A 25,075-nucleotide genomic window follows, 5' to 3' on the forward strand; every position below is an offset into this window, starting at 1 on the left:
GAAGCGTGCTTTTTACTAAACCTTAGCGAAATTCGCTAATTAACGTTTAATTGGCGTAAATTCGCGTTGCGTTTCGCCGGTATACAGCTGACGTGGACGACCGATCTTCTGGTTCGCTTCGCCCATCATTTCGTGCCAGTGTGAAATCCAGCCAACGGTACGTGACAAAGCAAAGATCACGGTAAACATGTTGGTCGGAATACCAATTGCTTTCAAAATGATACCTGAGTAAAAGTCTACGTTTGGATAGAGTTTCTTCTCAACGAAGTATTCATCTTCAAGTGCAATGCGCTCAAGTTCCATTGCGACATCAAGTAGTGGATCTTGAATTTTCAGTTCTTTCAATACTTCGTGCGCGCTCTCACGCATCACGGTCGCGCGCGGGTCAAAGTTCTTATAGACGCGGTGACCGAAGCCCATCAGACGGAACGGGTCGTTCTTGTCTTTGGCTTTTTCGATGTACTTAGGAATGTTGTCGACCGAACCGATTTGTTTCAACATACGCAAACATGCTTCGTTCGCACCACCGTGTGCTGGACCCCACAATGAGGCAACACCTGCGGCGATACATGCATATGGGTTGGCGCCTGAAGAGCCCGCCAAACGCACAGTTGAAGTTGACGCGTTCTGTTCGTGGTCGGCATGCAGCGTGAAGATACGATCCATCGCTTTTGCGATAATCGGATTTACTTTGTAATCTTCAGCAGGCACTGAGAACATCATGTTGAGAAAGTTCTCTGAGTACGACAGATCATTTTTCGGATAAACAAACGGCTGGCCAATGCTGAACTTGTAAGCCATCGCTGCGATGGTTGGCATTTTGGCAATCAAACGATACGCGCTGCGCAGACGTTGTTTTTCATCGTGGATGTCTAAGTCGTCATGATAGAACGACGACAACGCACCGGTAACGGCACATAACATTGCCATTGGGTGAGCATCACGACGGAAACCATTAAAGAAATTGTGTAAACCCTGATGCACCATAGTGTGCTTGGTAATGGTGCTCTTGAAGTTATCGTATTGCTCTGCCGTCGGCGCTTCACCGTGCAAGAGCATGTAACATACTTCAAGGTAATCGGCTTGTGTTGCTAGCTGATCAATAGGATATCCGCGGTGCAGTAGAATGCCTTTTTCACCATCGATGTAGGTGATTTTTGATTCGCATGAACCGGTTGCTAAAAAACCTGGATCAAACGTGAAGTACCCGTGTTTTCCTAAAGTACGCACGTCAATTACATCATAGCCGGCTGTACCAGATAACACTGGTAGTTCAATGGATTGGCCGTCAATCTGCAGGGTGGCTTTACGATCAGCCATAAGGAAATCTCCTTGTTCTAGTCTGCTTCATCACTTAATTAAGGCGCTGTAATTTACTTGATCTTAACCGCGACTGTCAATTCAAACGGCCGTTTAGATCGGTTAATGAAGCTGCGCTCGATCAAGTAAACGTGGCATTGTTACGCAAAGTTGTTGCGATTGGATGACACTCGCGCGAGAAAAAATTTCGTTTAATCGTTATACGTGGAGATCTAAATTTTGGGTATTCGACTAAGGTAGGGTTGCGGAAAAACGCTGAATCGATTTACTTGATCTAAAGCGAAAAAATTCACGTTTTTCTTAGGAAAGTCGCGGTCAGAGAATTGTAATCTTTAGCTCTGGCTTATATACTTTGGCGGCGATCTCACAGGGTCCTCTCACCAATGTTCTAGGACGAGGATGTTTGAAGTTCCGAGCATGTTAACAATGCTTTTCTAAAAGGCACAACAATCGTGAAAAAACAAAGACCTGTAAATTTAGACCTTACAACCATTAGTCTCCCCGCTGCGGGACTTAGTTCCATTCTGCATCGAGTTTCTGGCGTAATCATGTTGATTTCAGTCGGACTGCTGGTGTGGGCGTTAGCTACGTCACTGCAGTCGAACGAAGGCTTTGCAATGGTGTATGAGTTATTCACCAGCTTCATTGCTAAGTTTATCGCTTGGGGCATCTTAACTGCACTTGGCTATCACTTATTAGCGGGTGTGCGCCACATGATCATGGATATGGGCTACTGCGAAGAGCTCAAATCGGGTCGTATTAGCGCACAAATCGTATTCGTGTTAGCAATCATTCTGTCAGTCTTAGCAGGGGTGTGGTTATGGTAAAAGTAGCTTCAACTTTCGGCCGTAGCGGTACGCACGACTTTATCCTGCTACGCGCAAGCGCCATCATCATGGCGTTGTACAGCATTTTTATGGTGAGTTTTTTGGTTTCAGCAGAAACCATCAACTATGCCGTGTGGACCAACTTGTTCGCGCACTTAGGCATGAAAATCTTCACCATGTTGGCGCTAACGTCAGTGTTGATTCACGGCTGGATTGGTATCTGGCAAGTCTTGACTGATTACGTGAAAAATTCTGGCTTACGAGCTTTCATTCAATTCGTAGTAAGTGTTGCACTTATCGTGTACTGGCTAACTGGCCTACTCGTAGTGTGGCCTGTGGAGGGTGTGTAAGTGAGCGTACAAACACTCGAATTTGATGCAGTAGTCATTGGTGCTGGCGGCGCGGGTATGCGCGCGGCACTGCAAATCTCTCAGTCAGGCATGACCTGTGCACTGATGTCGAAAGTCTTCCCAACCCGTTCGCACACGGTATCTGCGCAAGGTGGTATCACCGTAGCGTTAGGTAATGCGCACGAAGATAACTGGGAATGGCACATGTTCGATACCGTTAAAGGTTCGGACTACATCGGTGACCAAGACGCGATTGAATACATGTGTAAAACCGGTCCAGAAGCTATTTTGGAACTGGAAAACATGGGCTTGCCATTCTCACGCTTCGAGAACGGTAAAGTTTATCAGCGTCCATTTGGTGGCCAATCAAAAGCCTTTGGTGGCGAGCAGGCGGCACGTACCGCTGCAGCTGCTGACCGTACCGGTCACGCCTTGTTGCACTTGCTTTATCAGCAAAACGTAAAAAACAAAACCACCGTATTTTCTGAATGGTATGCGCTTGACCTGGTGAAGAACCAAGACGGTGCTGTGGTGGGTGTAACCACCATGAACATCGAAACCGGTGAAGTCTTCTTCGTGAAAGCGAAAGCAGTCGTTCTTGCCACTGGTGGTGCAGGCCGTATTTATGCTTCTACCACAAACGCGCACATTAACACCGGTGACGGCGTTGGTATGGCGCTGCGTGCTGGCGTGCCAGTACAAGATATGGAAATGTGGCAGTTCCACCCAACCGGTATCGCCGGTGCCGGTACTCTGGTAACTGAAGGTTGCCGTGGTGAAGGTGGTTACTTATTGAATAAAGATGGCGAACGCTTCATGGAGCGTTACGCGCCGAACGCGAAAGACTTGGCATCACGTGACGTAGTCGCACGGTCAATGATGACCGAAATTCGCGAAGGTCGTGGTTGCGATGGCCCATGGGGTCCACACCTGAAATTGAAGCTCGACCACTTGGGTCGTGACGTGCTTGAAAGCCGTTTACCAGGTGTTTGTGACTTAGCGAAAACTTTCGCACACGTCGATCCAGCGGAAGAGCCGATTCCGGTCATTCCAACCTGTCACTACATGATGGGCGGAATTCCGACCGACGTGAACGGTCAAGCATTGCAAATCGATGAAGACGGTAAAGCGACACCTATCCAAGGCTTGTTTGCTTGTGGTGAGATCGCTTGTGTATCAGTACACGGCGCGAACCGCTTAGGCGGCAACTCGTTGCTTGATTTGGTGGTCTTCGGTCGAGCAACTGGCTTGCACCTTGGCGAAGCCTTGGCAGCGAACACCGAAGCACGTGAAGCAAGTCAAGACGATATCGATGCAGCGCTAGCGCGCACTAATCGTTGGGAATCAACGCAAAAAGGCGAAGACCCAGCGCAAATCAAGAAAGACTTGCAGCAGTGCATGCAGTTGAACTTCTCGGTCTTCCGTGAAGGCGAAGCAATGAAAGAGGGCTTAGCGGAGCTGAAAGAAATCCGTGAACGCCTACAGAATGCGCGTCTTGACGATACCAGTGCAGAGTTTAACACCCAGCGTATCGAGTGCTTAGAGCTTGATAACTTGATGGAAACCGCATACTCGACGGCCGTTTCAGCGAACTTCCGTACCGAGAGTCGTGGTGCGCATAGCCGTGCTGACTACCCAGATCGTGACGATGAAAATTGGTTGGTACACTCAGTGTATCGTCCGGTTGACGAATCAGTGGTGAAGCGCGAAGTGAATATGCAGCCGAAGCTGCGTGAAGCATTCCCGCCGAAAGCGCGGACTTACTAAGGTTAGGTGACAACGATGAAGAAGTTGAGCATATCAGTTTATCGTTACAACCCGGATGTTGATAACGCACCCTACATGAAGGACTACACTCTCGAACTCGAAGAGAAGCAGGACATGATGGTGCTGGACTTGCTGTTGAAATTGAAAGAGCAAGATCCAACGTTAGCATTCCGTCGCTCATGCCGTGAAGGTGTGTGTGGTTCTGACGGTTTGAACATGAACGGCAAGAACGGTTTGGCCTGTATCACGCCATTGTCTGCCTTGAAAGGCAACAAAGTTGTGATTCGTCCGTTGCCTGGTTTGCCGGTGATTCGTGATTTGATTGTAGACATGACTCAGTTCTACAAGCAGTACGAGAAGATCAAACCGTTTTTGATTAACGACGACAAAACGCCACCTGCGCGTGAGCGTTTGCAGTCGCCAGAAGAGCGTGCGAAGCTTGATGGTTTGTACGAGTGCATTTTGTGTGCATGTTGTTCAACCTCATGCCCGTCGTTCTGGTGGAACCCAGATAAATTTATCGGCCCTGCAGGCTTGTTGCATGCGTATCGTTTCTTGATCGATAGTCGCGACACTGCAACCGAACAACGCTTAGACGATTTGGATGATGCCTTTAGTGTCTTCCGTTGCCACGGTATCATGAACTGTGTGAACGTTTGCCCGAAAGGTTTGAATCCAACCAAGGCTATTGGACACATCAAATCCATGCTATTGAGTCGCGCGATTTAATACTATCGCGTTGATTTGCTATAGTAATGGCCAAGCTGTATCGAAATAGCCATCCAGCTTGGATGGCTATTTTTTTATGAAACGAGTGTGAAGGAACAGCGATGCAAGACGGCGTAATGCAAGCCTGGCTAGAATCTTCCCACCTGGCGGGTGGTAATATGGCCTATGTCGAGGAGCTTTTCGAAGTGTACCTCGATGACCCTACTGCTGTTGGTGATGAATGGCGAAAGTTTTTCGACCAGTTGCCGCGTGAAGGTAGCGGCCAAGACACCAAGCACAGTGAAATTCGTGAGCAATTCCGAACCCTTGCTAAGAACAAGCTAAAGCAAGCAGGAACGGTTGTTGCCGGTGCCCCCGATCAGAAACAAGTGCGAGTGCTGCAGCTGATTAATGCTTACCGCTTCCGCGGTCATCAGCACGCGAACCTTGATCCACTCGATTTGTGGAAGCAAGAGCAAGTTCCTGACTTGTCACTTGAGCACCATGAGCTTTCAAAGGATGATTACGACAAAGAATTTAATGTCGGATCACTTGCCGTTGGGCAAGAAACCATGAAGCTTGGCGAGATTCACAAGTTACTCGATCAAATCTACTGTGGTTCAGTAGGCGCAGAGTACATGCACATTGTTTCAACCGAAGAAAAACGTTGGATCCAACAGCGTTTGGAAGGTGTGCGTGGATGCCCAGAATTCAGTAAAGAACATCAACAGAAGATCCTCAAAGAGTTGATCGCTGCCGATGGTCTGGAAAAATACCTTGGCTCGAAATTCCCAGGTGCGAAGCGTTTTTCATTGGAAGGCGGCGATAGCTTGATTCCAATGTTGAAAGCGTTGATTAGCCGCGCCGGCGAGCAAGGTACCAAAGAAGCTGTTATCGGTATGGCGCACCGCGGACGTTTGAACGTGCTGGTGAACGTACTCGGTAAAAAGCCACAAGACTTGTTTGATGAGTTTGCCGGTAAGCATGCGACCAACAAAGGTTCAGGTGACGTGAAGTACCACATGGGCTTCTCATCTGACTTTGCGACCCCAGGTGGCGATGTTCACCTAGCGTTAGCGTTTAACCCGTCGCACTTAGAGATCGTCAACCCAGTGGTAATGGGCTCAGTACGTGCACGGATGGATCGCTTGGGCGACAAAGACGGCTCAAAAGTATTGCCAATTACCATTCACGGTGACTCAGCGATCGCTGGCCAAGGTATAGTGCAAGAAACCTTTAACATGTCGCAAACGCGCGGCTTCCAGTGTGGAGGGTCGATTCGTATTGTGGTCAATAACCAAGTTGGTTTTACCACTTCGAAGCGTGAAGATACGCGTTCGACGCAATACTGTACCGACATTGCGAAAATGGTGCAGGCACCGATTTTCCACGTCAATGCAGACGATCCGGAAGCAGTGGTATTTGTCACGCAGTTAGCCATTGATTTCCGCAACGAATTCAAGCGTGATGTGATGATCGATTTGGTTTGTTATCGCCGCCACGGCCATAACGAAGCCGACGAGCCAAGTGCTACGCAGCCGCTCATGTATGCGAAAGTGAAGAAGCATCCGGTTGCGCGCAGTATTTATGCACAGCGTCTTGCTGACGCTGGCGTTATTAATGGCGATCAAGAGGAGTCGCTCGTTAGTGAGTACCGTGACCAGCTCGATAAAGGTGAAATCGTGGTCGACGAGTGGCGCGAAATGAAAGCGCACTCGAGCGATTGGTCGCAGTACATCGGCAACGAATGGGATGTTGAGTACGATGCAAAAATTAGCAAGGCCCAGCTCGAAGAGCTTGGCGTTGCCATGAGCAGCGTGCCTGAAGGTTATAAACTGCACTCGCGGGTGAAAAAAGTTTATGACGAGCGCCTGAAAATGGCGAAAGGTGAGAAGAAAGCCGATTGGGGCTTTGCCGAGACCTTAGCGTACGCTAGTTTAGTGGACCAAGGCATTCATATTCGTATGACCGGCCAAGACAGTGGTCGCGGTACCTTCTTCCATCGCCATGCGGTGTTGCATAATCAAAAAGATGCATCGACTTATATGCCGCTGAATAACATTCGCGAAGGCCAAGGGCCGATCGAAATTTATGATTCAGTGTTGTCGGAAGCTGCCGTTGTTGCTTTCGAATATGGTTACGCCACTGCTGAACCTAAAGCTTTAGTGCTTTGGGAAGCCCAGTTCGGTGACTTTGTCAACGGCGCGCAAGTGGTGATTGACCAGTTCCTTAGCTCAGGTGAACAAAAATGGGGTCGCTTGTGCGGCTTAACCATGTTGTTGCCACATGGCTACGAGGGACAAGGTCCAGAGCACAGCTCAGCGCGTTTAGAGCGGTTCTTGCAGCTGTCTGCGGATCATAACTGGTCGGTGTGTGTACCTACCACACCAGCTCAGGTGTTCCATATGTTGCGCCGCCAGCAATTGCGTCCGGTGCGTCGTCCGCTTATCGTGATGACACCGAAGTCGTTGTTGCGCCATCCGTTAGCTGTTTCTGATCTTGATGAAATGACCGATGGCGTATTCCAGAATGCGATTGGCGAAATTGACAGCTTAGATGCGAAAAAAGTGAAGCGGGTCATCTTCTGCTCCGGCAAAGTGTACTACGATCTGTTAAAAGAGCGCCGTGAGCGCGAGCAAACAGATGTTGCTATTATTCGTATCGAGCAGTTGTATCCGTTCCCAGCTGAAGAAGTGGCTGAGATTTTGAAAGAATACAAGCATGTGAAAGATTTTGTTTGGTGCCAAGAAGAACCGCAAAACCAAGGTGCCTGGTATAGCAGCCAGCATCATTTTAGAGCGGCAATTCCGAAGGGCGCAGACTTAACTTATGCTGGCCGTGAAGCTTCGGCTGCACCAGCAGTAGGTTACTTGTCTGAGCACAACAAACAGCAGCAAAAATTAGTCGATGACGCGCTAACCATTAAATAGGTGATAATTGACCATGGCTATTGATATTAAAGTTCCACAACTACCTGAATCTGTTGCTGACGCGACAGTCGCTACTTGGCACGTTAAGCCAGGTGATAAAGTATCGCGCGATCAAAATCTGGTCGATATTGAAACCGACAAAGTTGTCCTTGAAGTGGTTGCACCTGAAGACGGTGTGATTGGCGAAATTATCGCTGAAGAAGGCGCTACTGTTGGCGCTGATGAAGTGATCGGTAAACTTGAGAAAGGTGACGGTGCAGCTAAATCAGATGACAAAAAATCTGAAGCGTCAGAGAAATCTGCGGAGAAAAAGTCAGACGACAAAAAAGCTGACGACAAGCCAGCAGCAAAATCGGGCAGCGGCGAGAAACTTGAAGTTAAAGTGCCACAGCTACCAGAATCAGTTGCCGACGCTACTATCGCCACTTGGCACGTGAAAGCGGGCGAGAAAGTCACCCGTGATCAAAACTTAGTCGACATCGAAACCGATAAAGTTGTGCTTGAAGTTGTGGCTCCAGCCGATGGCGTGCTTGCTGAGATTAAACAGGAAGAGGGCGCAACCGTAGGCGCTGATGACGTTATCGGTATTGTTGAAGCCGGCGCAGCTGCCGAAAACACCGACACTGCTGAGAAGTCTACTGCTTCTGCGAATGACGATAGCAAGGATGACGACGGCGATAGCGAAGTCGCAGGTCCTGCCGTGCGTCGTTTACTCGCAGAACACGACCTCAAAGCGTCTGATGTAAAAGGCACTGGTAAAGGCGGACGTGTCACCAAAGAAGACGTTGAAAAACACGTCAAAGACGGTGGTAAGAAAGAGACGCCTGCAGCAGCCAAGAGCGAGAGCCAAGCTCCAGCAGCTGCTGGTGATCGCGACCAGAAGCGTGTGCCTATGACACGTCTGCGTAAGACCATCGCCAAGCGTTTGCTTGAAGCGAAGAACGCGACCGCCATGCTGACTACCTTTAACGAAGTCAACATGAAGCCAATCATGGACTTGCGTTCGAAGTACAAAGACGAATTTGAGAAGCGTCATGACACCCGTTTAGGTTTCATGGGCTTCTACGTGAAGGCTGTGACAGAAGCTCTTAAGCGTTTCCCAGAAGTGAACGCGTCAATTGATGGCGACGATATCGTGTACCATAACTATTTCGATATCAGCATTGCTGTGTCGACGCCGCGTGGCCTAGTGACCCCAGTGTTGCGTGATACCGACAAAATGAGCATTGCGGAAATCGAAAATGGCATCCGTGACCTTGCGATTAAAGGTCGTGACGGCAAGTTGACGATGGACGATATGCAAGGCGGTAACTTTACTATCACCAATGGTGGTGTGTTCGGTTCACTGCTATCAACGCCAATTTTGAACCCACCACAAAGTGCGATCTTAGGCATGCATAAAATCCAAGACCGCCCAATGGCAGTGGACGGAAAAGTCGAGATCTTGCCAATGATGTATTTGGCGTTGTCATACGACCACCGCATCGTCGATGGCAAGGAGTCAGTAGGCTTCTTGGTCACCATTAAAGAGTTGTTAGAAGATCCACAACGTTTGTTGTTGGACATCTAAATAGACTGAAGCCGCATGTTGCGATGTCATGACATTTGCACATGCGGCTGTCTTTTTTGCGCGCAAAACTGTAAAATACGCGCGAATTTTCGGGTAAGCAGCGCGACGCTGCTTTTGTTGTTCAAACGAATCGGAAGATCATCATGAATTTGCATGAGTATCAGGCTAAACAACTCTTTAGAGAGTTCGGTTTGCCAGTATCTGAAGGCTTCGCAGTTGACACTGCAGACGAAGCTGTTGAAGCCGCTAAAAAAATTGGCGGTGAGCGTTGGGTTGTTAAAGCGCAAGTCCACGCCGGTGGCCGCGGTAAAGCGGGCGGTGTAAAACTTGTTTCTAGCCTTGACGAAGTGCACGCGTTTGCCGACAACTGGCTAGGTAAAAACCTAGTGACGTATCAAACAGACGCAAATGGTCAGCCAGTTGCGAAAATCTTGGTTGAGAGCCTCACTGATATCGCTTCAGAACTGTACTTAGGCGCAGTTGTTGACCGTGCGACACGTAAAATCGTGTTCATGGCGTCAACCGAAGGTGGTGTTGAAATCGAGAAAGTTGCAGAAGAAACACCTGAAAAAATCTTGAAAGCCGTGATCGACCCAACGGTCGGCGCACAGCCTTTCCAAGGTCGTGAACTGGGTTTCAAATTGGGTCTTAACCCAGAGCAAGTGAAGCAGTTCACCAAGATCTTCTTGGGTCTGGCGAAAATGTTCGAACAGTACGACTTCGCTTTGCTTGAAATCAACCCGTTGGTGATCACTGAGCAAGGCAACCTGCACTGCTTAGACGGCAAAATCAACATCGACAGCAACGCGCTCTATCGTCAGCCAAAAATCCGTGAAATGCACGATCCTTCGCAAGAAGACGAGCGTGAAGCGCAAGCGGCGAAGTGGGAACTGAACTACGTTGCTCTTGACGGTAACATCGGCTGCATGGTCAATGGTGCTGGTCTAGCGATGGGTACCATGGACATCGTTAAGCTTGCCGGCGGCGAGCCAGCGAACTTCTTGGATGTTGGTGGCGGCGCGACCAAAGAGCGTGTGACCGAAGCATTTAAAATCATCCTTTCTGACGATGCAGTAAAAGCGGTTCTAGTGAACATCTTCGGCGGTATCGTACGTTGTGACATGATTGCCGAAGGCATCATGGGCGCGGTTGAAGAAGTTGGCGTGAAAGTACCTGTAGTTGTGCGTCTTGAAGGTAACAACGCAGAGTTAGGTCGTCAGAAATTAGCAGAAAGTGGCCTGAACATTATCGCAGCAGAAAGCTTGTCTGACGCTGCTGATAAAGTGGTTGCTGCGGCAGGAGGTCAATAATGTCTATCTTGATCGATAAAAACACCAAAGTTATCTGCCAGGGTTTCACTGGTGGTCAGGGTACTTTTCACTCTGAGCAAGCGATCGCTTACGGTACACAAATGGTTGGTGGTGTGACTCCAGGTAAAGGCGGTCAAACGCACCTAGGTTTGCCAGTTTTCAACACTGTGCGTGAAGCGGTTGAAGCGACCGGTGCAACTGCGTCTGTCATCTACGTACCTGCGCCTTTCTGTAAAGATTCAATTGTTGAAGCTGCGGACGCTGGTATCGAATTGATCGTGTGTATCACTGAAGGTATCCCAACTTTGGATATGCTTTACGTGAAAGAATACTTGACTCACAAAGGCGTGCGTATGATCGGTCCAAACTGCCCGGGCGTTATCACCCCAGACGAGTGCAAGATCGGTATCATGCCAGGTCACATCCACAAGAAAGGTAAAGTGGGTATCGTATCGCGTTCAGGTACTTTGACTTATGAAGCGGTCAAGCAAACCACTGACGAAGGCTTTGGCCAATCGACTTGTGTTGGTATCGGTGGTGACCCAATTCCTGGTTCAAACTTTATCGACATCCTTGAGTTGTTTGAGAAAGATCCAGAAACTGAAGCTATCGTGATGATCGGTGAAATCGGTGGTACTGCTGAAGAAGAAGCTGCAGAATACATCAAGCACAATGTAAGTAAGCCAGTGGTTTCTTACATTGCCGGTGTAACAGCTCCTCCTGGTAAGCGTATGGGCCACGCTGGTGCGATCATCTCTGGCGGTAAAGGTACTGCTGACGAGAAATTCGCCGCACTTGAAGCAGCTGGCGTGAAAACGGTTCGCAGCCTAGCTGACATCGGTAAAGCATTACGCGAGAAAACTGGCTGGTAAGCAGCGAGTTTAAAACGTTATGATGAAAACCCAGTAACTGCGAAGTTGCTGGGTTTTTTATTGCCCGCAATTCAATAGGTGAATCATGCTGCAATCGCCACTTCTGAAGACCATAAGTTTTACCCTGTTAGCGCTGATTGCTTTCGCCGGTAATTCGATCTTGTGTCGCTGGGCACTGGCTGATTATGCCATGGATCCAGTCAATTTCAGTTTAATACGCTTGCTCACTGGGGCCATGACCTTGTGGTTATTGGTGCGCTGGCAGCATGGCAAGTCAAGGGCCGAACAACCATGCGTAGCACGGCGAAAGCTGCCCTGGTGGGGCGCATTGTGGTTGTTGCTTTATGCCTACGCATTCGCCTATGCCTACATCGAATTAGCGACTGGCGTCGGCGCGCTGATACTGTTTACCGCAGTACAGCTTAGTATGTTGTTGATAGCGGCTTGGCGTGGTGAGCGTTTTGCCGTAATTGAGCTTGGCGGCATCGCCTTGGCACTGGCCGGTTTTACCTATTTAGTCTGGCCGCAGTTTGCCGATCCTTTATCCGCCGTGGCGGTCGCCATGATGTTGTTGGCGGGCAGTGCTTGGGGAGCTTATAGCACCGTTGGACGCGGTTCCAGCACTCCGCTGGTAGACACCCAGTTCCATTTTCAACGGGCGCTGCTGTTGGCCTTGCCGTCGTTATTATTGGTTGACTGGACTGGCAGCGGCGGGATTGCAGGTTCGTTGCTGGCCGGCGTGTCCGGTAGTCTGACCTCAGCGGTGGGCTATGCGCTGTGGTTTCGCGCTTTACCATTGTTACGTGTCAGTACTGCGGCGGTGGCACAACTTTCGGTCCCGCTCATTGCTGCGTTCGGTGGTTTGTTACTCGTCAACGAACCGATAACTTCGCGTTTTATCATCGCCAGCGCGGTTATTTTATTTGCCATCAGTTTAGTGATTCGTAGTAGAAATAAACAAAAATAAAACATTATCACCTAATAGAATTAATGATTTACATCTGGCTAACTTGCGCTAGGCTATTTAAAACGCAGTGCATTCGCACTGTCGGATTCCACATCAAAGTTGTCGCGCGGAGACACATTAATGAAAAAGTGGATATTACTAGCGATTTTGGCGCTTGCTGCTTGGAATTATCACCTCAATCAAGAAGCTGAGAAACGCGGCGAAGAGCGCGGTTTGATCAAAGAAATTGTTCAAGGGGTGCAGGGTGCAGTTTATAAGCGCGACCCCAATTTTCGCTGTGATGGTCGTCAATACTGCTATCAGATGAAATCAAAAGAAGAAGCCATGTTCTTTCTCTCCAACTGTCCCGAGACTCATCTCGACGATAATGATAACGGTATTCCGTGCGAGCAAGATTTTCCTGTTGAGCAAAATTGACCGGCAAAAGCACTAGGCAACCTACCTCAGAACACCTATGCTTGAAAGGTGCTGATAAAGGTTGTTGAAGATGCATAAAAAACCTGTGTTACTCATTCTGCTTGGTTGCGCCATAGGCATTTGGTTGGCCGCCGCGTGGTTGAAAGAAAACTCGGTGGCGAACGTTGTGGTGGCGATGAGTCGCACCGCCGATAACGAATGGTTCGTTTCGTACAAGTTCGACGAACCGGTGCAACGCGCCACTTTTGTACGCAATCCAGATCATTCCCGCATTAAACGCTGGCAGCCGCTAGAGCCAGATTATTACTTAGCGATCGACAGCGAGACGGATCAAGAATATATCGCACGCGTCGACGGCAATAGCTTTAACAGCGTAGCGTTTCAGCTCACCCCTAGCTACGTCATGTTACGTAAAGATTATGCACCTTTTGCGCCGTTTTCAGACAGCGGTGTTGGCTGGTTTAGTGGGCGTTTTAAAGTCTGCCCAGAAAGCTGTTCGAGTGCCTTGCGCTTCACTTATGACTTCTCGATGCAGGCGCCGTTGAGCGATTATATTCGGTTGCCGGGCGAGAGTGCGCGTGGCGAACTACAATGGCGCGAAGAAGCGAGCGATGGAGTGGTGGTCTATGTTGGCCCCCAAGCGCCCCGTGAGGCATTAGATGATGGTTTGCAGACCATTATCGATCCGATCCTGCCAGACAGTCTAAAGCAGCGGTTGGCGCGCGATGTGCCACCCATGAAAGCATTCTTTAATCAGCGCCTGCCGTTATTGGAGCAGCAACCCATGTTATTGGCATCCTTTAGCCCGACAGATAACGGCCGCTTTGGTTATCAAGGCGGGGTGATTGGCAATCAAATGATGCTGCACTGGTACGGGCACAGTATGGCGGAGCGAGCCACGGCACCTTATTTTGTGGAAGATACGCTATGGTTCGTAGCGCATGAAATTGCGCATCTGTATCAAGGTGGACAGTTCACTACCGACCAAGCATGGATCCATGAGGGTGCGGCGGAGTTTATGGCACTCAGTTATTTGCGCTCCATTTATGCCAACGGCATCTACTTGCAACATCGCGTGCGTAGCGCTGAAGAGAAGTGCGCAAGCACCAGCGACCCGATTGAGATTCATTATGCGTGCGGCCTGTTATGGGCACAGCAAATTGACGATCGTATCCGGCAGCAATATCCACATGGCCTGTACTTTCTCTGGTTTACTTACGTGAATGAACTCGCTACCCAAGGGCGACGGGACAGTGCCGATCTTTATTTTGAGCTGTTAGCGCAGTTGACTGACGACGTATTTGCGCAACAACTGCGTGCTCAGGTGGCAGCCCGTTATCCGCAACTTTGAACTTTTTTGCGCGATCGACCATACCTAATCAGCACGCTGCAAAAGCAGCACTTACGATTGGAGGATGCAATGAAACTATCGAAAACGGCTTTGCTAAGCGCATTGGCTGCGAGTTCAGTGCTCGTTAGCACAGCTCAAGCAGATGATCATCAACTCGGCCAAGCGCCTGGTTTTTATCGTATGAATGTCGGTGACTTTGTGGTGACCGCGTTGAACGATGGCACCAGCGATATGCCGGCCCATCGGTTACTGCATTGGGACGAAGATAAAATTCGTGAGGCCATGGCGGAGCATTTTATGGAGTCGCCTGTCGAAGGCTCAATCAACGGATTCTTAGTCGACACCGGTGAGTATCAGATACTTATCGATACCGGCATGGGGGCGGGCGTCAGTCCAGCTTTAGGCAAATTGACCACCCACTTAGCCGCTGCAGGCTATAGCGTCGACGATATTGATGCGGTGTACATCACGCATTTCCATGGCGACCATGTGAGTGGCTTAGTTAACGACGGTAAGCGAAGCTTCCCAAATGCAACTGTTTATGTGCATGAGCGTGACGCTACAGCGGAGAGTGCAGCTGCTAAGTACGCACCGTATCAAGCCGCGGATAAATTTAAGACCTTCGCCGATGGTGAGCAAATTCACGACGGCATCAAGATAAACCCAACCTCAGGACACACCCCAGGTCACAGCGTTTACCATGTTGAGAGTGGCGGTCAAACTATGGTGGTGTGGGGCGATACCTTACATGTCGCGGGCGTTCAGTTTGCCCATCCAGAAGTGACCATTCAGTATGACAGCGATCCAGCAGCGGCGCGTGCACAGCGCTTAGCGCTATTTAAAACGATTGCTGAGAATGAATACTGGGTGGCGGGCGCGCATATTGCCTTTCCGGGCATTGGTCGCATGAAGGCTGACGGTGACGGTTATCGCTGGGTTCCGGCAAACTACACCACACGTGTCGAAGCAGCCCAATAGGCTGCTTCGTACAAGTGCGTTCTGACTAGCGGTTAAGCGAGTTCTGCGATGGCCTCGTCGGCGGCAGCAAGTGCTTGTTGACGAGGCTCTTCACCAAGGTTGACACCTTCGGCACGAATCACGGTGATGTCAGTGATGCCAACGAAGCCTAATGCATTACGCAGATAGCTTTCTTGATGGTCCATGGCTGCTGCCGCGCCTTCGCTATAGATACCACCACGACCTGAAGCAATATAGACTTTCTTACCCTTCAGCAAACCTTCCGGGCCCTGTTCGGTGTACTTAAAAGTCACGCCCGCTTTCAAAATACGGTCTAACCAGGCTTTCAATTGCGTTGGAATCGTGAAGTTATACATTGGTGCGCCAATCACTAGCGTGTCTGCAGCAAAAACTTCGTCTAATAAGGTTTGCGTCAGCTCGTTGTTTTCTGCCAGCAAAGTTTCAGCGTCAAGATGCGGCACTGGATTACTGACCAGATCGCGGTAAACGACAGTGTCATCAGCTTTGGCGATACGCTGGACGATTTGCTTGCTGAGTTTACGGCTCACTGATTGTTCAATAAATAACCCCGAGTCTAAATGTAAAATACTCATATTCGTTCTCCAAAGTAGATAAATGCGCTGTGTTTTCAATGTCAGTAAGCTTACATGGGTTCCAAAAATGGTGGTAGATGGCTATTATGGAATCTATCGTTCCAAAAATGGAACGAAGTGTTGAGTCAACGCTTGCCGAGGAGGCCGTCTGATGTCTTTACCCGACTTAACCAACTATTTAATCTTTGCGCGCGTCGTTGCCGCCGGCAGTATTAGCGCTGGGGCACGTGAGCTTGGCATGCCGAAGTCGACCCTCAGCCGTCGTTTGACCGAGCTCGAAGAAGAGCAGGGCATTCGTTTGGTGCATCGCACTAGCAAAGGATTAAAGCTCACCGATGTTGGCCAAGCGTTTTTGATTCATTGCGAGGCGCTGGTCAATGCGGCCGAAGCGGCGCAGCAAGTCACTCAGCTGTTGCGTGAGACGCCCCGCGGCACCGTCCATGTCAGCGCTCCCTATGCGCTGAGTCAAAGTTTATTGACCGAGTTGCTACCCGCTTTTATGCGCGACTATAGTGAAGTGAATGTTGAGCTGATGGTGACCAATCGACCGGTGAGCCTGATTGACGAGGGAATTGATGTGGCCTTGCGAGTACGGGCAAACATAGAGGACTCGTCGCTCGTGGCGCGGCCGTTGGCCGATTCCCAACATACCCTTTATGGTGCACCCAGCTTAGTTGCCGCGCGTGGCGAGCCAAAGCACCCACTTGATCTGATTGATTTTCCGCATTTATCGTTGCACTACACCAGCGGGCGCTATGGTTATCAGTTAACTGCCGACGACGGTGAGCAGTTGAGTATTAGTATGCAACCAAAGCTCATCACCGACGACATGATAGTTTTACGCGAAGCTGCTATACAGGGCCAGGGATTGGTTTCTCTCCCCAGTTATTTGTGTATGGACGCGATACGTGCAGGGTTGTTACAAGAAGTCTTACCGAACTGGCGGCTACCGGTTCACATTATGCATCTGGTGTATCCCCATCGACGAGGCCTGTTACCTGCGGTACGCGTGTTTATCGACTATATGGTTGAACATATTCCTGCGGTAGCACAACGTTCGTTATTGATTGCCGACGCGTAGTTCAATACACTCATTCAAACGTTCGTTTGAAAAGAAGGCGAAAGAACATGGATTTTACCCCTAGTGCTAAGACGCTCGATTATCGCAAGCGTCTGATCCAATTCATGCAAGAACACATCGAGCCGATTGAAGCTAACTATCATAAAGAAAATCGGCGGTTGAATCCCGACGATAATTGGCGTACTTGGGAAGTGCCGCCGGTGGTTGCTGAGCTTAAGCAACTTGCGCGTGAGCAAGGCTTATGGAACCTGTTTTTACCTGATGCCGAGCTGGGTGCTGGTTTAACCACCTTAGAATATGCGCCACTCGCCGAAGTGATGGGGCATAGTCTGTTAGCGCCAGAAATCTTTAACTGTAACGCGCCAGACACCGGCAATATGGAAGTGCTGTATCACTTCGGCTCGGCTGCGCAAAAACAGCAGTGGTTGCAACCGCTGCTTGCCGGTGAGATGCGCTCGGTGTTCTGTATGACCGAACCCGATGTTGCTTCGTCTGATGCCACCAATATGCAAACCTCGATTGTTGCCGATGGAGATGACGTGGTGATTGATGGCCGTAAATGGTGGTCCACAGGGCTTGGGCATCCGGATGCTAAATTTGCCATTGTCATGGGTTTAACCGACCCCGATGCGGCAAAACATCAACGCCACTCAATGGTACTGGTGCCGTTAGATACCCCCGGGGTCAATATTGAGCGGATGCTGCCGGCATTTGGCGAATATGATGCACCGTACGGGCATGGCGAAGTGCGCTTTGACCAAGTGCGAGTGCCGAAAAGTAATGTCATTGGTGGGCTCGGCGCTGGCTTTAAAATCGCGCAAGGGCGTTTGGGGCCTGGCCGCATTCACCATTGCATGCGGGCACTCGGCGCGGCGGAAAAAGCTTTGCAACTCTATATGCGTCGTGGCCAAGAACGCATTGCCTTTGGCCGCCCTTTACTGCAGCTTGGTGGCAACATGGAGCGCGTTGCGGATATGCGCATCGCTATCGACCAAGCACGGTTATTGACGTTTTATGCAGCATGGAAGATTGACCAAATGGGTGCCATGAAAGCACTCACCGAGATCTCCGCGATCAAAGTTGCGGCCCCGAATGTGCTGCAGCAGGTGGTCGACGAGGCCATTCAGCTCTATGGTGGGGCCGGTATGAGTCACGATGTGCCCTTGACCCAACTCTTTGCAGTTGCGCGCGCGTTACGAATCGCCGATGGTCCAGATGCGGTGCATCGTGCCACCATTGCCAAAGTTGAATTAGCGAAATACCGGGATCCAGCGTGAGTGATTTAAGCAAACTCGAAGACAAAGCGGGTACGGTTCGTAGCGGCGAAGAGTTACCCGTAGCCGAACTAAGTCGCTATTTGCGTGAGCATTTTCCTGAATTGCAGGGCGAACTCAAGGTTACGCAATATGCTGGGGGCGCCTCTAACTGGACCTATCGTCTGCAGTTTGCCAATGCAGATTGGATCTTACGTCGTCCACCGGCTGGAACCAAAGCTAAGTCAGCTCATGACATGGGCCGTGAGTACCGCTTGCAAAAGGCGCTGGCGCCAGTCTATCCCTACGTGCCTAAAATGCTGCATTACACCGATGATGAGAGCATCATTGGTGCCGAATTTTATGTGATGGAACGGGTGGCCGGCATAATTCCGCGCAAGAACATGCCGCGTGAGCTTGAGCTCAGCGAACAGCAAACGCGGCAGCTTTGCCAGAACGCTTTAGACTGTCTGATTGAATTACACCGCATCGACATTCATCAACATGACCTGGCGGGGCTTGCGAAGGGCGAAGGTTATACCGAACGCCAAGTGCTTGGCTGGAACAAGCGTTATCGCCAAGCGAAAACCTGGAACGTACCGAAAAGTAGCAAGATCATGGCTTGGCTCGAGCAACACATGCCGCAAAATGAACGCTTGTGTATGACCCATAACGACTTTCGTTTCGATAACTTAGTACTAGATCCAACCGAGCCGAGTAAAATCATCGGAGTGCTGGATTGGGAATTGGCGACCATCGGTAATCCCCTGATGGACCTTGGTAACAGTCTCGCTTATTGGATCCAAGCAGATGATGATGCGATTGCGCGTTCGACCCGCCGCCAGCCGACCCATTTGCCCGGTATGTTAAGTCGTGAGCAGGTGATCGCTTATTATTGTAAACGCATGGATGTCGATGTGCAAGATTTCACCTTTTACGAAGTCTTTGGCCTGTTTCGTCTGAGCGTTATTGCGCAACAGATCTATTATCGTTATCACCATAAACAAACGCGAAATCCAGCCTTTAAGAACTTTTGGTTCTTGGTGCATTACTTGCACTGGCGCTGTCGCAAACTGATCAAACAACAGAGGAAAGCATGAGCCAATCAATGCGTAAAACAATTCTAATAACAGGCGCAAGTTCGGGCTTAGGCGAGGGCATGGCACGAGAGTTTGCTGCCCAAGGCCGCAATCTCGCATTATGTGCGCGACGTACGGATCGCCTTGAACAACTGAAAACTGAACTCGAAGCCAAGTATCCCGCGAGCAAGATCAGCATCAAAGCGTTAGATGTGAACGATCATGACGCTGTGTTTACCGTATTTAAAGAATTTAAAGCGGAATTTGGCACGCTCGATCGCGTCATTGTCAACGCCGGCATGGGTAAGGGCGCATCTTTGGGGACTGGTTACTTTTATGCCAACGTGCAAACCGCGCAGACTAATTTTGTTGCCGCCATTGCGCAGTGCGAAGCTGCACTGGAAATCTTTCGTGAGCAAAACAGTGGCCACTTGGTGACTATCAGTTCAATCAGTGCATTGCGCGGCATGCCACGGGCGATGACGGTTTATGCGGCCACTAAAGCCGGCTTGTTGTCATTGACCGAGGGTATTCGGGCGGATTTGATCAAGTCGCGTTCGCCGATTAAAACCAGCTGTATCTTACCCGGTTACATTCGCTCAGAAATCAATGAAAAAGTGAAAAACACGCCCTTCATGATTGATAACGAAACTGGTTGTAAATTACTGGTCAAAGCTATCGAGAAAGAGCCCGTGCAAGCCTATGTACCTGGCTGGCCATGGGCGCTGATTGGCTTTCTCATGAAGCGACTGCCACTCAAACTGGTGATGAAGCTGGGTTAATCGTTATTGCCAGCAGCTTCTAGGGTACAGCGATCGAGTTGACGGGTGGCAACACTGCGCGTTGCGGCGCCACCATCGGCAAGATCATAGACAAAGGAACTGCTGGCAACACTGATGTCACTGCGCGATTGACTGTATTGAATAACCAGCTCGCGCTCGTCCAACTCGATACCAATACAGCCATTCGCAAGCGGCGAGGTCGCAAGCCGTTGCCACTCTTTGTCTAGCAGCTTTTGTAGCCATACCTCGTAACCTTCCCATTCGCCGTTATCACCGCGCTGACATTGATACACATAGACCTGTGCGCCGTTATCGCTGGTGACCTCGGTTTGAATCGCCTGACAGTTAGCAACTGTTGGTGGTTCCGGTTGGTAAACCGAAAGCTGATAAATGAGTACCGCAACAAAGAGCACCGCGAGGGTAATACCTGCCGCCAGTAACCAAAGTCCGACCCGACGGCTCATAGCACTTAAGCGATTAATTAAACCCATGGTTAATCCTTATCTTCGTTACGCAGGTGAAGTTCAGGGGCGAGTAGGCGTTCGCCGCGATAGGCGCTGACCTTGCCAAATCGCGCGTGCCCAGCGTTCCACTCCTGCTGGGCGCGAACAATGCGTTGTTTATCGCGACTGACGAAGTTCCACCACATTTGTACCGGACTTTCATAGGGCTCCCCGCCCAAGACCAGCAGCGTGGTGTCAGCCGCTAACTCTAAAACCAACTCATCGCGGTCACCGCCCAAGTTAATGAGTTCGTGGGCGCGCACGGTTTTACCGGCGCAATCGAGACGGCCATCGACCACGTAAATACCGTATTCAAACTCCCGTTGCAGGCGTAGACGACTCACTGCCACACGGGGCGTGCGCAGTTGTAGAGCAAAAATCGGCTGAAACTGTAACGCCGGTGAGTGATAGCTACGCTGTTCCGATTGATAATCGCCCATGATCAGGGTGGCACTGGCTTCACCCAGCGCAAATTGGGGTAATTGCTGGTAATGATCGAAACGAGGTGAGGTTTGTTCATCGGCCTGCGGCAGCGCTGCCCACAATTGCAGGCCATGCAGCGGGTCGGAGACTTGTGCGTCGGCCACTTCGGCATGGGAGATACCATTGCCGGCGGTCATTAAGTTCAGTTGTTCGGCGCGCAAGGGTTGCTCATAACCAAGACTGTCTTGATGCAGTAACTGACCAGAAAATAGCCAGGTAATGGTTTGCAAACCAATATGTGGGTGCGGAGCAACGTCAAACTGCGCGTAGTCTGCGGCAGCGACAGGACCGAAGTGGTCTAAAAAACACCAAGGGCCAATCATGCGTAAGTCGCGTTGCGGTAAACTGCGATGCACGCGCAACTTCAACGTCAACTGCCGAGTGAGTGCGGGTAATACCTGCGCGTCGCGGCGGAGATGCTCAGAGCTACAGCTGGTAGGTTGGCTTTCAACGTCTTCGCTTCTGCGTGTCATCAGGGCGCTCCCAGTTAACAAAGTTGTCGTCAGTATGCCAGTTCTTACACAAAGGGTCGATATGCGACTATTCGCCGACTTCCTTATTGTATTAAGATTAGTTAAGGTGAAGCTAACCACAAGGAGCTAGCTATGATTAACGCGTTCATTCTGATCGTTATCGGCATAGCATTATTTTTTAGCGGTATCTGGGAACAAAATTTATTCACAATCATCCTTGGCCTGCTGTTAGAGGCAGGTGGTTGGATTTTATTTGTCTTAAAATGGCGCAGCGCGAAGCAAAAAGGAAACTTAGATAACAATGAAAAGTAGCGTAATCAAGCGCATTGGCGCTTTAGCAGTCATCGTTGCCGGCTTACTTGCCGCAGTATTGGCACCTGCAGGTGGCAATACCGCAAGCTGGCGTTGGTTTGGTTTGTTTTTACTAGTGTTAGGGGTGTACTTCTTACTTGGCCAAACGACCACGGCCGAGCAACGCCAACAAGCTGCCAGTGAGCGTAACGAAACACCGCCACTGCAATGGTATCAATCACCGATTTTGTGGGTGCCAGTAGCAGCAGTGATTATTGCCGTACTGTCGCTCATTCTTTAAAGCGGAGCCAGCAGCATGAATTTAACCACGCGATTGGTGATTTTGGCAGGCCTAGTGGGCTTGATGTTTTATAATGCCAGCGTTGATCAACTCTGGGCAGTGATTGTTGATTATGACCTGAATTGGTACAAACTTGGCGTGCCTTTAGCATGGGGCCTCATCCTCGGTGCCTTGCTGAATTTGCTAGGCTTGCGTAGCTTGCATAAGTGGCTTGAGCCGATCACCCTGATAGCGGTCTCCTTGTTGACCATGGGACTTACCGGTGCTGCAGCTGTTTATGGTGCGCATCAGATCGGTGGATTGATTATCGCGCCCCTTGCCATTAGTGCGATTGGCCTCGGTTTGTACCTGCTGGTTTACAGCTACGTGCGCTTTGCGGCACATGGCAAAGCTGACGAGGATGCAACCAAGGAGTAGCGGACCGCGATGGAGCTCAATTGTGATTTAGGTGAAGGCTTTGGCGCCTGGCGTATGGGCGATGATGCGGCGGTGATGCCGTACATCGATCGCGCCAATATTGCCTGTGGCTTTCATGCGGGTGATTATCTCATCTTACAGCGTACCGTTAGACTGGCGAAAGAGCATGGCGTCTGCATCGGTGCGCATCCGAGTTATCCAGACTTGCATGGCTTTGGTCGTCGCGCTTTGCAATTTGATAGCGACGAGATTCGCGCCATGCTGCTGTATCAAATCGGTGCGATTGCGGCCGTCTGTCATGCCGAGCAAGTCGCTTTACGTTACGTCAAACCACATGGCGCCTTGTACAACGCCATGCAGGTAGATCACGAATTATTTCGGGCGGTGGTGAAAACCCTCGCCGAATTCAACCGTGGCAAGCCACGTCCGCTGCAGCTAATGACACTCGCGAAATTACAAACCGCAACAGAACGTGAAATTGCCGCAGAGTATGAAGTCCCTTTATTGTTTGAAGCATTTGCCGATCGTTGCTACGAAGATAACGGACATCTGCGCTCGCGCCAATTTGACGGCGCCGTGCTGCATCAGCAGGAGGCGATTGTGCAGCAAGCATTGGCGTTCGCCCGCGGTGAGAGTATTAGTACTTACGAAGGTAATAGCTTGCAACTGGAGGCCGATACTTTGTGTGTGCACGGTGACAATCCACAAGCTTTGGCCGCGCTTAAGGCCCTTCGCCGAGCACTGAGTGAAGCATGTTAATCGCTGAGCAAGAATGGCGCTTCGTTACCGCCGCAGCTGACGCCTTAATGATTGAATTTGCGGCGCAAATTGACCTGACCATTAACGCGCAAGTGCACCGTTTAGTGCAATTGATTCAAGCCCACGATGGCGCAGGTATTATCGAAGTGGTGCCGAGCTATCGCAGCGTGTTGGTTTACTACGACGTGCTCAACTATTCAGAAGCCCAAGTGCGCAATAGGCTCGCACCTTGGGTCAGCCAAGTGCTAGACGAGCGTGAAAGCGGAGCGCTACAGCAATTGCAAAACAGTGGCACCTTGCATCAAGTAAAGGTCTGTTACGACGCTGAATTTGGTCTCGATATTGTGGCCGTGGCTGACGCTTTAGGCGGCACCGTCGAAGATGTGATCAAGTTGCATACCGCACCCGAATACCACGTGTACACCTTGGGTTTTGCCCCGCGCTTCGCTTATTTGGGAGACGTCGATGAACGGCTCCGCTTGCCACGCCATGCCACCCCGCGGCAAAAGGTGCCGGCCGGCAGTGTTGCGATTGCGGGTCAACAAACGGCCATATACCCCAGTGTGTCACCAGGTGGCTGGCAAATTCTCGGACGAGCCACCCAGCTACCTGAATTAAAAGCCGGTGACCGCGTACGTTTTATTGCGGTGTCTGCGAGTGAGTTCGCACAGTTGCAGGAGTCGCAATCATGAAACTGGCCACGGTGTTAGAAATTGGCCGCCCAGGGTTGCTGGCGACCTTGCAAGATTATGGTCGCTTCGGTTACCAAGCGCAGGGGATTACTCAGGGTGGGCCGCTTGATGAGCGCGCGTTTTTGTGGGCCAATCGCTTATTAGGAAATAGCTTTAACGCGGCACAAATTGAAATTACGCTCGGTGGTTTTTCTGCAACTTTTACCCGAGATACTTTATTTGTGGTAACCGGTGCCGAATTTCCTCTGACCCTCAACGACCAACCGCTGAAGGCTTGGCGCGTCGCACAAGCGCGTGCTGGTGACCAACTGCAGATCGCCTCCGGAGATCAGGGGCTGAGATGTTATTTAGCGGTGGCGGGTGGCTTTCAGGCGGCTCCCCAGTTGGGTAGCGTAGCGACCGTTATGCGCGATGCACTAGGGGGCTTAACGCAGGACGGTCGGCCCTTGCGTAATAGTGACCGACTCAGTGCGCCACTGTTGCGAGCGCACAGTTTGGTGAGTCGACGCCCCAGTAGCCAATTACATTTAAGTCTGCCGCCGCGTGTTACTTTAGATGTGATTCCCGCAGCCCAAGTGAGCGATTTTAGTGCTACTGCACGCGAATTGTTTACCAATCAAAGCTATCAAGTAACGGCGCGCCAAGATCGTATGGGCGTGCGCATTGAAGGTGAGAGCGCGTTGCCAGATCTGCCTGGGCAGATGATTTCTGAACCTTTACCCTTAGGTAGTGTGCAAATTCCCACCGATGGCCAACCGATAGCGATGCTCAACGACCATCAAACACTGGGGGGATATCCGAAAATTGGTGTTTTGAGTTGGCAGGCGCGGAGTCTGCTGGCGCAATTACCGGCGGGTCGCCGCGTGCAATTTCGCTGGCTTGAACTGAGCGAAGCACAACGTCAATTACGCCAAGCCTTACGCTTTTTTAATGTGACCCGCTAAAGCGCACGCCAATCGTACCGCAAGCCTTGTCAGTCGCCCCATAACCTGCGATCATAA

Annotated in this window: 26 protein-coding genes; 22 read left to right on the forward strand and 4 right to left on the reverse strand. The window is 50.4% G+C overall.

The window, feature by feature from the left end; translation table 11 throughout:
- Positions 1 to 39: 39 nt before the first annotated feature.
- Positions 40 to 1,320, reverse strand: a complete 1,281-nt coding sequence (locus ACJ8W9_RS01355; RefSeq protein ID WP_411358139.1) for a citrate synthase — start codon at positions 1,318 to 1,320, stop codon at positions 40 to 42.
- Positions 1,321 to 1,772: 452 nt separating this feature from the next.
- On the opposite strand from ACJ8W9_RS01355, the gene sdhC reads away from it, so the two are divergent.
- The 12 genes from sdhC to ACJ8W9_RS01415 all read left to right on the forward strand — a co-directional run bounded on the left by sdhC (position 1,773) and on the right by ACJ8W9_RS01415 (position 15,367).
- On the forward strand, positions 1,773 to 2,147 hold the full coding sequence (gene sdhC / locus ACJ8W9_RS01360) for a succinate dehydrogenase, cytochrome b556 subunit (RefSeq protein ID WP_411358140.1): 375 nt from the start codon (positions 1,773 to 1,775) through the stop codon (positions 2,145 to 2,147).
- Positions 2,141 to 2,497, forward strand: a complete 357-nt coding sequence (sdhD, locus tag ACJ8W9_RS01365) for a succinate dehydrogenase, hydrophobic membrane anchor protein (RefSeq protein WP_411358141.1) — start codon at positions 2,141 to 2,143, stop codon at positions 2,495 to 2,497. The genes sdhC and sdhD overlap by 7 nt, the downstream gene beginning before the upstream one ends.
- Complete coding sequence (gene sdhA / locus ACJ8W9_RS01370; protein WP_411358142.1) at positions 2,498 to 4,264, forward strand: succinate dehydrogenase flavoprotein subunit; 1,767 nt, start codon at positions 2,498 to 2,500, stop codon at positions 4,262 to 4,264.
- 15 nt (positions 4,265 to 4,279) lie between these two features.
- Complete coding sequence (locus tag ACJ8W9_RS01375) at positions 4,280 to 4,993, forward strand: succinate dehydrogenase iron-sulfur subunit (RefSeq protein ID WP_034730056.1); 714 nt, start codon at positions 4,280 to 4,282, stop codon at positions 4,991 to 4,993.
- A 101-nt stretch (positions 4,994 to 5,094) separates the two neighbouring features.
- Positions 5,095 to 7,902: a 2-oxoglutarate dehydrogenase E1 component gene (locus ACJ8W9_RS01380; RefSeq protein WP_411360033.1), complete on the forward strand. Its 2,808-nt coding sequence runs from the start codon at positions 5,095 to 5,097 to the stop codon at positions 7,900 to 7,902.
- 13 nt (positions 7,903 to 7,915) lie between these two features.
- Positions 7,916 to 9,472, forward strand: a complete 1,557-nt coding sequence (gene odhB / locus ACJ8W9_RS01385; RefSeq protein WP_411358144.1) for a 2-oxoglutarate dehydrogenase complex dihydrolipoyllysine-residue succinyltransferase — start codon at positions 7,916 to 7,918, stop codon at positions 9,470 to 9,472.
- Positions 9,473 to 9,615: 143 nt separating this feature from the next.
- On the forward strand, positions 9,616 to 10,782 hold the full coding sequence (gene sucC, locus ACJ8W9_RS01390) for an ADP-forming succinate--CoA ligase subunit beta (protein WP_034730050.1): 1,167 nt from the start codon (positions 9,616 to 9,618) through the stop codon (positions 10,780 to 10,782).
- Positions 10,782 to 11,654: a succinate--CoA ligase subunit alpha gene (sucD, locus tag ACJ8W9_RS01395; protein WP_034730047.1), complete on the forward strand. Its 873-nt coding sequence runs from the start codon at positions 10,782 to 10,784 to the stop codon at positions 11,652 to 11,654. The genes sucC and sucD overlap by 1 nt, the downstream gene beginning before the upstream one ends.
- An 85-nt stretch (positions 11,655 to 11,739) precedes the next feature.
- Positions 11,740 to 12,621: a DMT family transporter gene (locus tag ACJ8W9_RS01400; protein WP_411358145.1), complete on the forward strand. Its 882-nt coding sequence runs from the start codon at positions 11,740 to 11,742 to the stop codon at positions 12,619 to 12,621.
- A gap of 120 nt (positions 12,622 to 12,741) precedes the next feature.
- Positions 12,742 to 13,038, forward strand: a complete 297-nt coding sequence (locus tag ACJ8W9_RS01405; RefSeq protein WP_034730040.1) for an excalibur calcium-binding domain-containing protein — start codon at positions 12,742 to 12,744, stop codon at positions 13,036 to 13,038.
- Between the two features lie 70 nt (positions 13,039 to 13,108).
- On the forward strand, positions 13,109 to 14,389 hold the full coding sequence (locus ACJ8W9_RS01410; protein ID WP_411358146.1) for a hypothetical protein: 1,281 nt from the start codon (positions 13,109 to 13,111) through the stop codon (positions 14,387 to 14,389).
- 69 nt (positions 14,390 to 14,458) lie between these two features.
- The gene (locus ACJ8W9_RS01415; protein ID WP_411358147.1) at positions 14,459 to 15,367 is read left to right on the forward strand and encodes an MBL fold metallo-hydrolase; all 909 of its coding nucleotides are present in this window, start codon (positions 14,459 to 14,461) and stop codon (positions 15,365 to 15,367) included.
- Between the two features lie 32 nt (positions 15,368 to 15,399).
- Here the strand turns inward: ACJ8W9_RS01415 and ACJ8W9_RS01420 are convergent, their stop codons facing one another.
- Positions 15,400 to 15,960: an FMN-dependent NADH-azoreductase gene (locus ACJ8W9_RS01420; RefSeq protein ID WP_411358148.1), complete on the reverse strand. Its 561-nt coding sequence runs from the start codon at positions 15,958 to 15,960 to the stop codon at positions 15,400 to 15,402.
- Positions 15,961 to 16,111: 151 nt separating this feature from the next.
- Here ACJ8W9_RS01420 and ACJ8W9_RS01425 point away from each other — a divergent pair, with 151 nt between their 5' ends.
- From ACJ8W9_RS01425 to ACJ8W9_RS01440, 4 genes are read left to right on the forward strand one after another with little or no spacing between them, the layout of a single operon-like run.
- Positions 16,112 to 17,041 (forward strand): LysR family transcriptional regulator, encoded by a 930-nt coding sequence (locus ACJ8W9_RS01425; protein WP_411358149.1) that lies wholly within the window; start codon positions 16,112 to 16,114, stop codon positions 17,039 to 17,041.
- A 47-nt stretch (positions 17,042 to 17,088) separates the two neighbouring features.
- Entirely contained in the window at positions 17,089 to 18,318 is a 1,230-nt protein-coding gene (locus ACJ8W9_RS01430; RefSeq protein WP_411360037.1) for an acyl-CoA dehydrogenase family protein, read from the forward strand.
- Positions 18,315 to 19,394 carry a phosphotransferase family protein gene (locus tag ACJ8W9_RS01435; RefSeq protein WP_411360039.1) on the forward strand — a complete coding sequence of 360 codons (1,080 nt, stop codon included), beginning with the start codon at positions 18,315 to 18,317 and terminating at the stop codon, positions 19,392 to 19,394. Before ACJ8W9_RS01430 ends, ACJ8W9_RS01435 begins: the two co-directional genes overlap by 4 nt.
- A gap of 8 nt (positions 19,395 to 19,402) precedes the next feature.
- Positions 19,403 to 20,155, forward strand: coding sequence for an SDR family oxidoreductase (locus ACJ8W9_RS01440; protein ID WP_411359274.1), 753 nt, complete (start codon positions 19,403 to 19,405; stop codon positions 20,153 to 20,155).
- On the opposite strand, the gene ACJ8W9_RS01445 is transcribed toward ACJ8W9_RS01440, so the two are convergent.
- Together ACJ8W9_RS01445 and ACJ8W9_RS01450 are read right to left on the reverse strand one after the other, a co-directional pair.
- A complete protein-coding gene (locus ACJ8W9_RS01445) occupies positions 20,152 to 20,646 on the reverse strand; it encodes a hypothetical protein (RefSeq protein ID WP_411358152.1) in 495 nt (164 codons plus the stop codon). The two genes, ACJ8W9_RS01440 and ACJ8W9_RS01445, sit on opposite strands and share 4 nt — an antisense overlap.
- Positions 20,647 to 20,648: 2 nt before the next feature.
- Complete coding sequence (locus ACJ8W9_RS01450; RefSeq protein ID WP_411358153.1) at positions 20,649 to 21,614, reverse strand: pirin family protein; 966 nt, start codon at positions 21,612 to 21,614, stop codon at positions 20,649 to 20,651.
- Positions 21,615 to 21,746: 132 nt separating this feature from the next.
- Here ACJ8W9_RS01450 and ACJ8W9_RS01455 point away from each other — a divergent pair, with 132 nt between their 5' ends.
- The 6 genes from ACJ8W9_RS01455 to ACJ8W9_RS01480 are packed head-to-tail and all read left to right on the forward strand — an operon-like array spanning position 21,747 to position 25,018.
- Positions 21,747 to 21,926: a hypothetical protein gene (locus ACJ8W9_RS01455; protein WP_411358154.1), complete on the forward strand. Its 180-nt coding sequence runs from the start codon at positions 21,747 to 21,749 to the stop codon at positions 21,924 to 21,926.
- Positions 21,916 to 22,206: a hypothetical protein gene (locus ACJ8W9_RS01460; protein ID WP_034730011.1), complete on the forward strand. Its 291-nt coding sequence runs from the start codon at positions 21,916 to 21,918 to the stop codon at positions 22,204 to 22,206. The genes ACJ8W9_RS01455 and ACJ8W9_RS01460 overlap by 11 nt, the downstream gene beginning before the upstream one ends.
- Before the next feature lie 15 nt (positions 22,207 to 22,221).
- The gene (locus ACJ8W9_RS01465) at positions 22,222 to 22,623 is read left to right on the forward strand and encodes a hypothetical protein (protein ID WP_411358155.1); all 402 of its coding nucleotides are present in this window, start codon (positions 22,222 to 22,224) and stop codon (positions 22,621 to 22,623) included.
- Between the two features lie 9 nt (positions 22,624 to 22,632).
- The gene (locus ACJ8W9_RS01470) at positions 22,633 to 23,382 is read left to right on the forward strand and encodes a 5-oxoprolinase subunit PxpA (protein WP_411360042.1); all 750 of its coding nucleotides are present in this window, start codon (positions 22,633 to 22,635) and stop codon (positions 23,380 to 23,382) included.
- A complete protein-coding gene (gene pxpB / locus ACJ8W9_RS01475) occupies positions 23,376 to 24,074 on the forward strand; it encodes a 5-oxoprolinase subunit PxpB (RefSeq protein ID WP_411358157.1) in 699 nt (232 codons plus the stop codon). Before ACJ8W9_RS01470 ends, pxpB begins: the two co-directional genes overlap by 7 nt.
- Positions 24,071 to 25,018, forward strand: a complete 948-nt coding sequence (locus ACJ8W9_RS01480; protein ID WP_411358158.1) for a biotin-dependent carboxyltransferase family protein — start codon at positions 24,071 to 24,073, stop codon at positions 25,016 to 25,018. Before pxpB ends, ACJ8W9_RS01480 begins: the two co-directional genes overlap by 4 nt.
- The last annotated feature ends 57 nt before the right edge of the window (positions 25,019 to 25,075 follow it).

It is taken from the genome of Pseudidiomarina salilacus, from assembly GCF_047323925.1.
Classification (GTDB): Bacteria; Pseudomonadota; Gammaproteobacteria; order Enterobacterales; family Alteromonadaceae; genus Pseudidiomarina; species Pseudidiomarina salilacus.

Coding starts and splice junctions, on each gene's coding strand:
- ACJ8W9_RS01355 (WP_411358139.1), bottom strand. CDS start 1,320: ATGGCTGATCGTAAAGCCACCCTGCAGATTGACGGCCAATCCATTGAA.
- sdhD (WP_411358141.1), top strand. CDS start 2,141: ATGGTAAAAGTAGCTTCAACTTTCGGCCGTAGCGGTACGCACGACTTT.
- ACJ8W9_RS01375 (WP_034730056.1), top strand. CDS start 4,280: ATGAAGAAGTTGAGCATATCAGTTTATCGTTACAACCCGGATGTTGAT.
- ACJ8W9_RS01380 (WP_411360033.1), top strand. CDS start 5,095: ATGCAAGACGGCGTAATGCAAGCCTGGCTAGAATCTTCCCACCTGGCG.
- odhB (WP_411358144.1), top strand. CDS start 7,916: ATGGCTATTGATATTAAAGTTCCACAACTACCTGAATCTGTTGCTGAC.
- sucC (WP_034730050.1), top strand. CDS start 9,616: ATGAATTTGCATGAGTATCAGGCTAAACAACTCTTTAGAGAGTTCGGT.
- sucD (WP_034730047.1), top strand. CDS start 10,782: ATGTCTATCTTGATCGATAAAAACACCAAAGTTATCTGCCAGGGTTTC.
- ACJ8W9_RS01400 (WP_411358145.1), top strand. CDS start 11,740: ATGCTGCAATCGCCACTTCTGAAGACCATAAGTTTTACCCTGTTAGCG.
- ACJ8W9_RS01405 (WP_034730040.1), top strand. CDS start 12,742: ATGAAAAAGTGGATATTACTAGCGATTTTGGCGCTTGCTGCTTGGAAT.
- ACJ8W9_RS01410 (WP_411358146.1), top strand. CDS start 13,109: ATGCATAAAAAACCTGTGTTACTCATTCTGCTTGGTTGCGCCATAGGC.
- ACJ8W9_RS01415 (WP_411358147.1), top strand. CDS start 14,459: ATGAAACTATCGAAAACGGCTTTGCTAAGCGCATTGGCTGCGAGTTCA.
- ACJ8W9_RS01420 (WP_411358148.1), bottom strand. CDS start 15,960: ATGAGTATTTTACATTTAGACTCGGGGTTATTTATTGAACAATCAGTG.
- ACJ8W9_RS01425 (WP_411358149.1), top strand. CDS start 16,112: ATGTCTTTACCCGACTTAACCAACTATTTAATCTTTGCGCGCGTCGTT.
- ACJ8W9_RS01430 (WP_411360037.1), top strand. CDS start 17,089: ATGGATTTTACCCCTAGTGCTAAGACGCTCGATTATCGCAAGCGTCTG.
- ACJ8W9_RS01440 (WP_411359274.1), top strand. CDS start 19,403: ATGCGTAAAACAATTCTAATAACAGGCGCAAGTTCGGGCTTAGGCGAG.
- ACJ8W9_RS01445 (WP_411358152.1), bottom strand. CDS start 20,646: ATGGGTTTAATTAATCGCTTAAGTGCTATGAGCCGTCGGGTCGGACTT.
- ACJ8W9_RS01450 (WP_411358153.1), bottom strand. CDS start 21,614: ATGACACGCAGAAGCGAAGACGTTGAAAGCCAACCTACCAGCTGTAGC.
- ACJ8W9_RS01455 (WP_411358154.1), top strand. CDS start 21,747: ATGATTAACGCGTTCATTCTGATCGTTATCGGCATAGCATTATTTTTT.
- ACJ8W9_RS01460 (WP_034730011.1), top strand. CDS start 21,916: ATGAAAAGTAGCGTAATCAAGCGCATTGGCGCTTTAGCAGTCATCGTT.
- ACJ8W9_RS01465 (WP_411358155.1), top strand. CDS start 22,222: ATGAATTTAACCACGCGATTGGTGATTTTGGCAGGCCTAGTGGGCTTG.
- ACJ8W9_RS01470 (WP_411360042.1), top strand. CDS start 22,633: ATGGAGCTCAATTGTGATTTAGGTGAAGGCTTTGGCGCCTGGCGTATG.
- pxpB (WP_411358157.1), top strand. CDS start 23,376: ATGTTAATCGCTGAGCAAGAATGGCGCTTCGTTACCGCCGCAGCTGAC.
- ACJ8W9_RS01480 (WP_411358158.1), top strand. CDS start 24,071: ATGAAACTGGCCACGGTGTTAGAAATTGGCCGCCCAGGGTTGCTGGCG.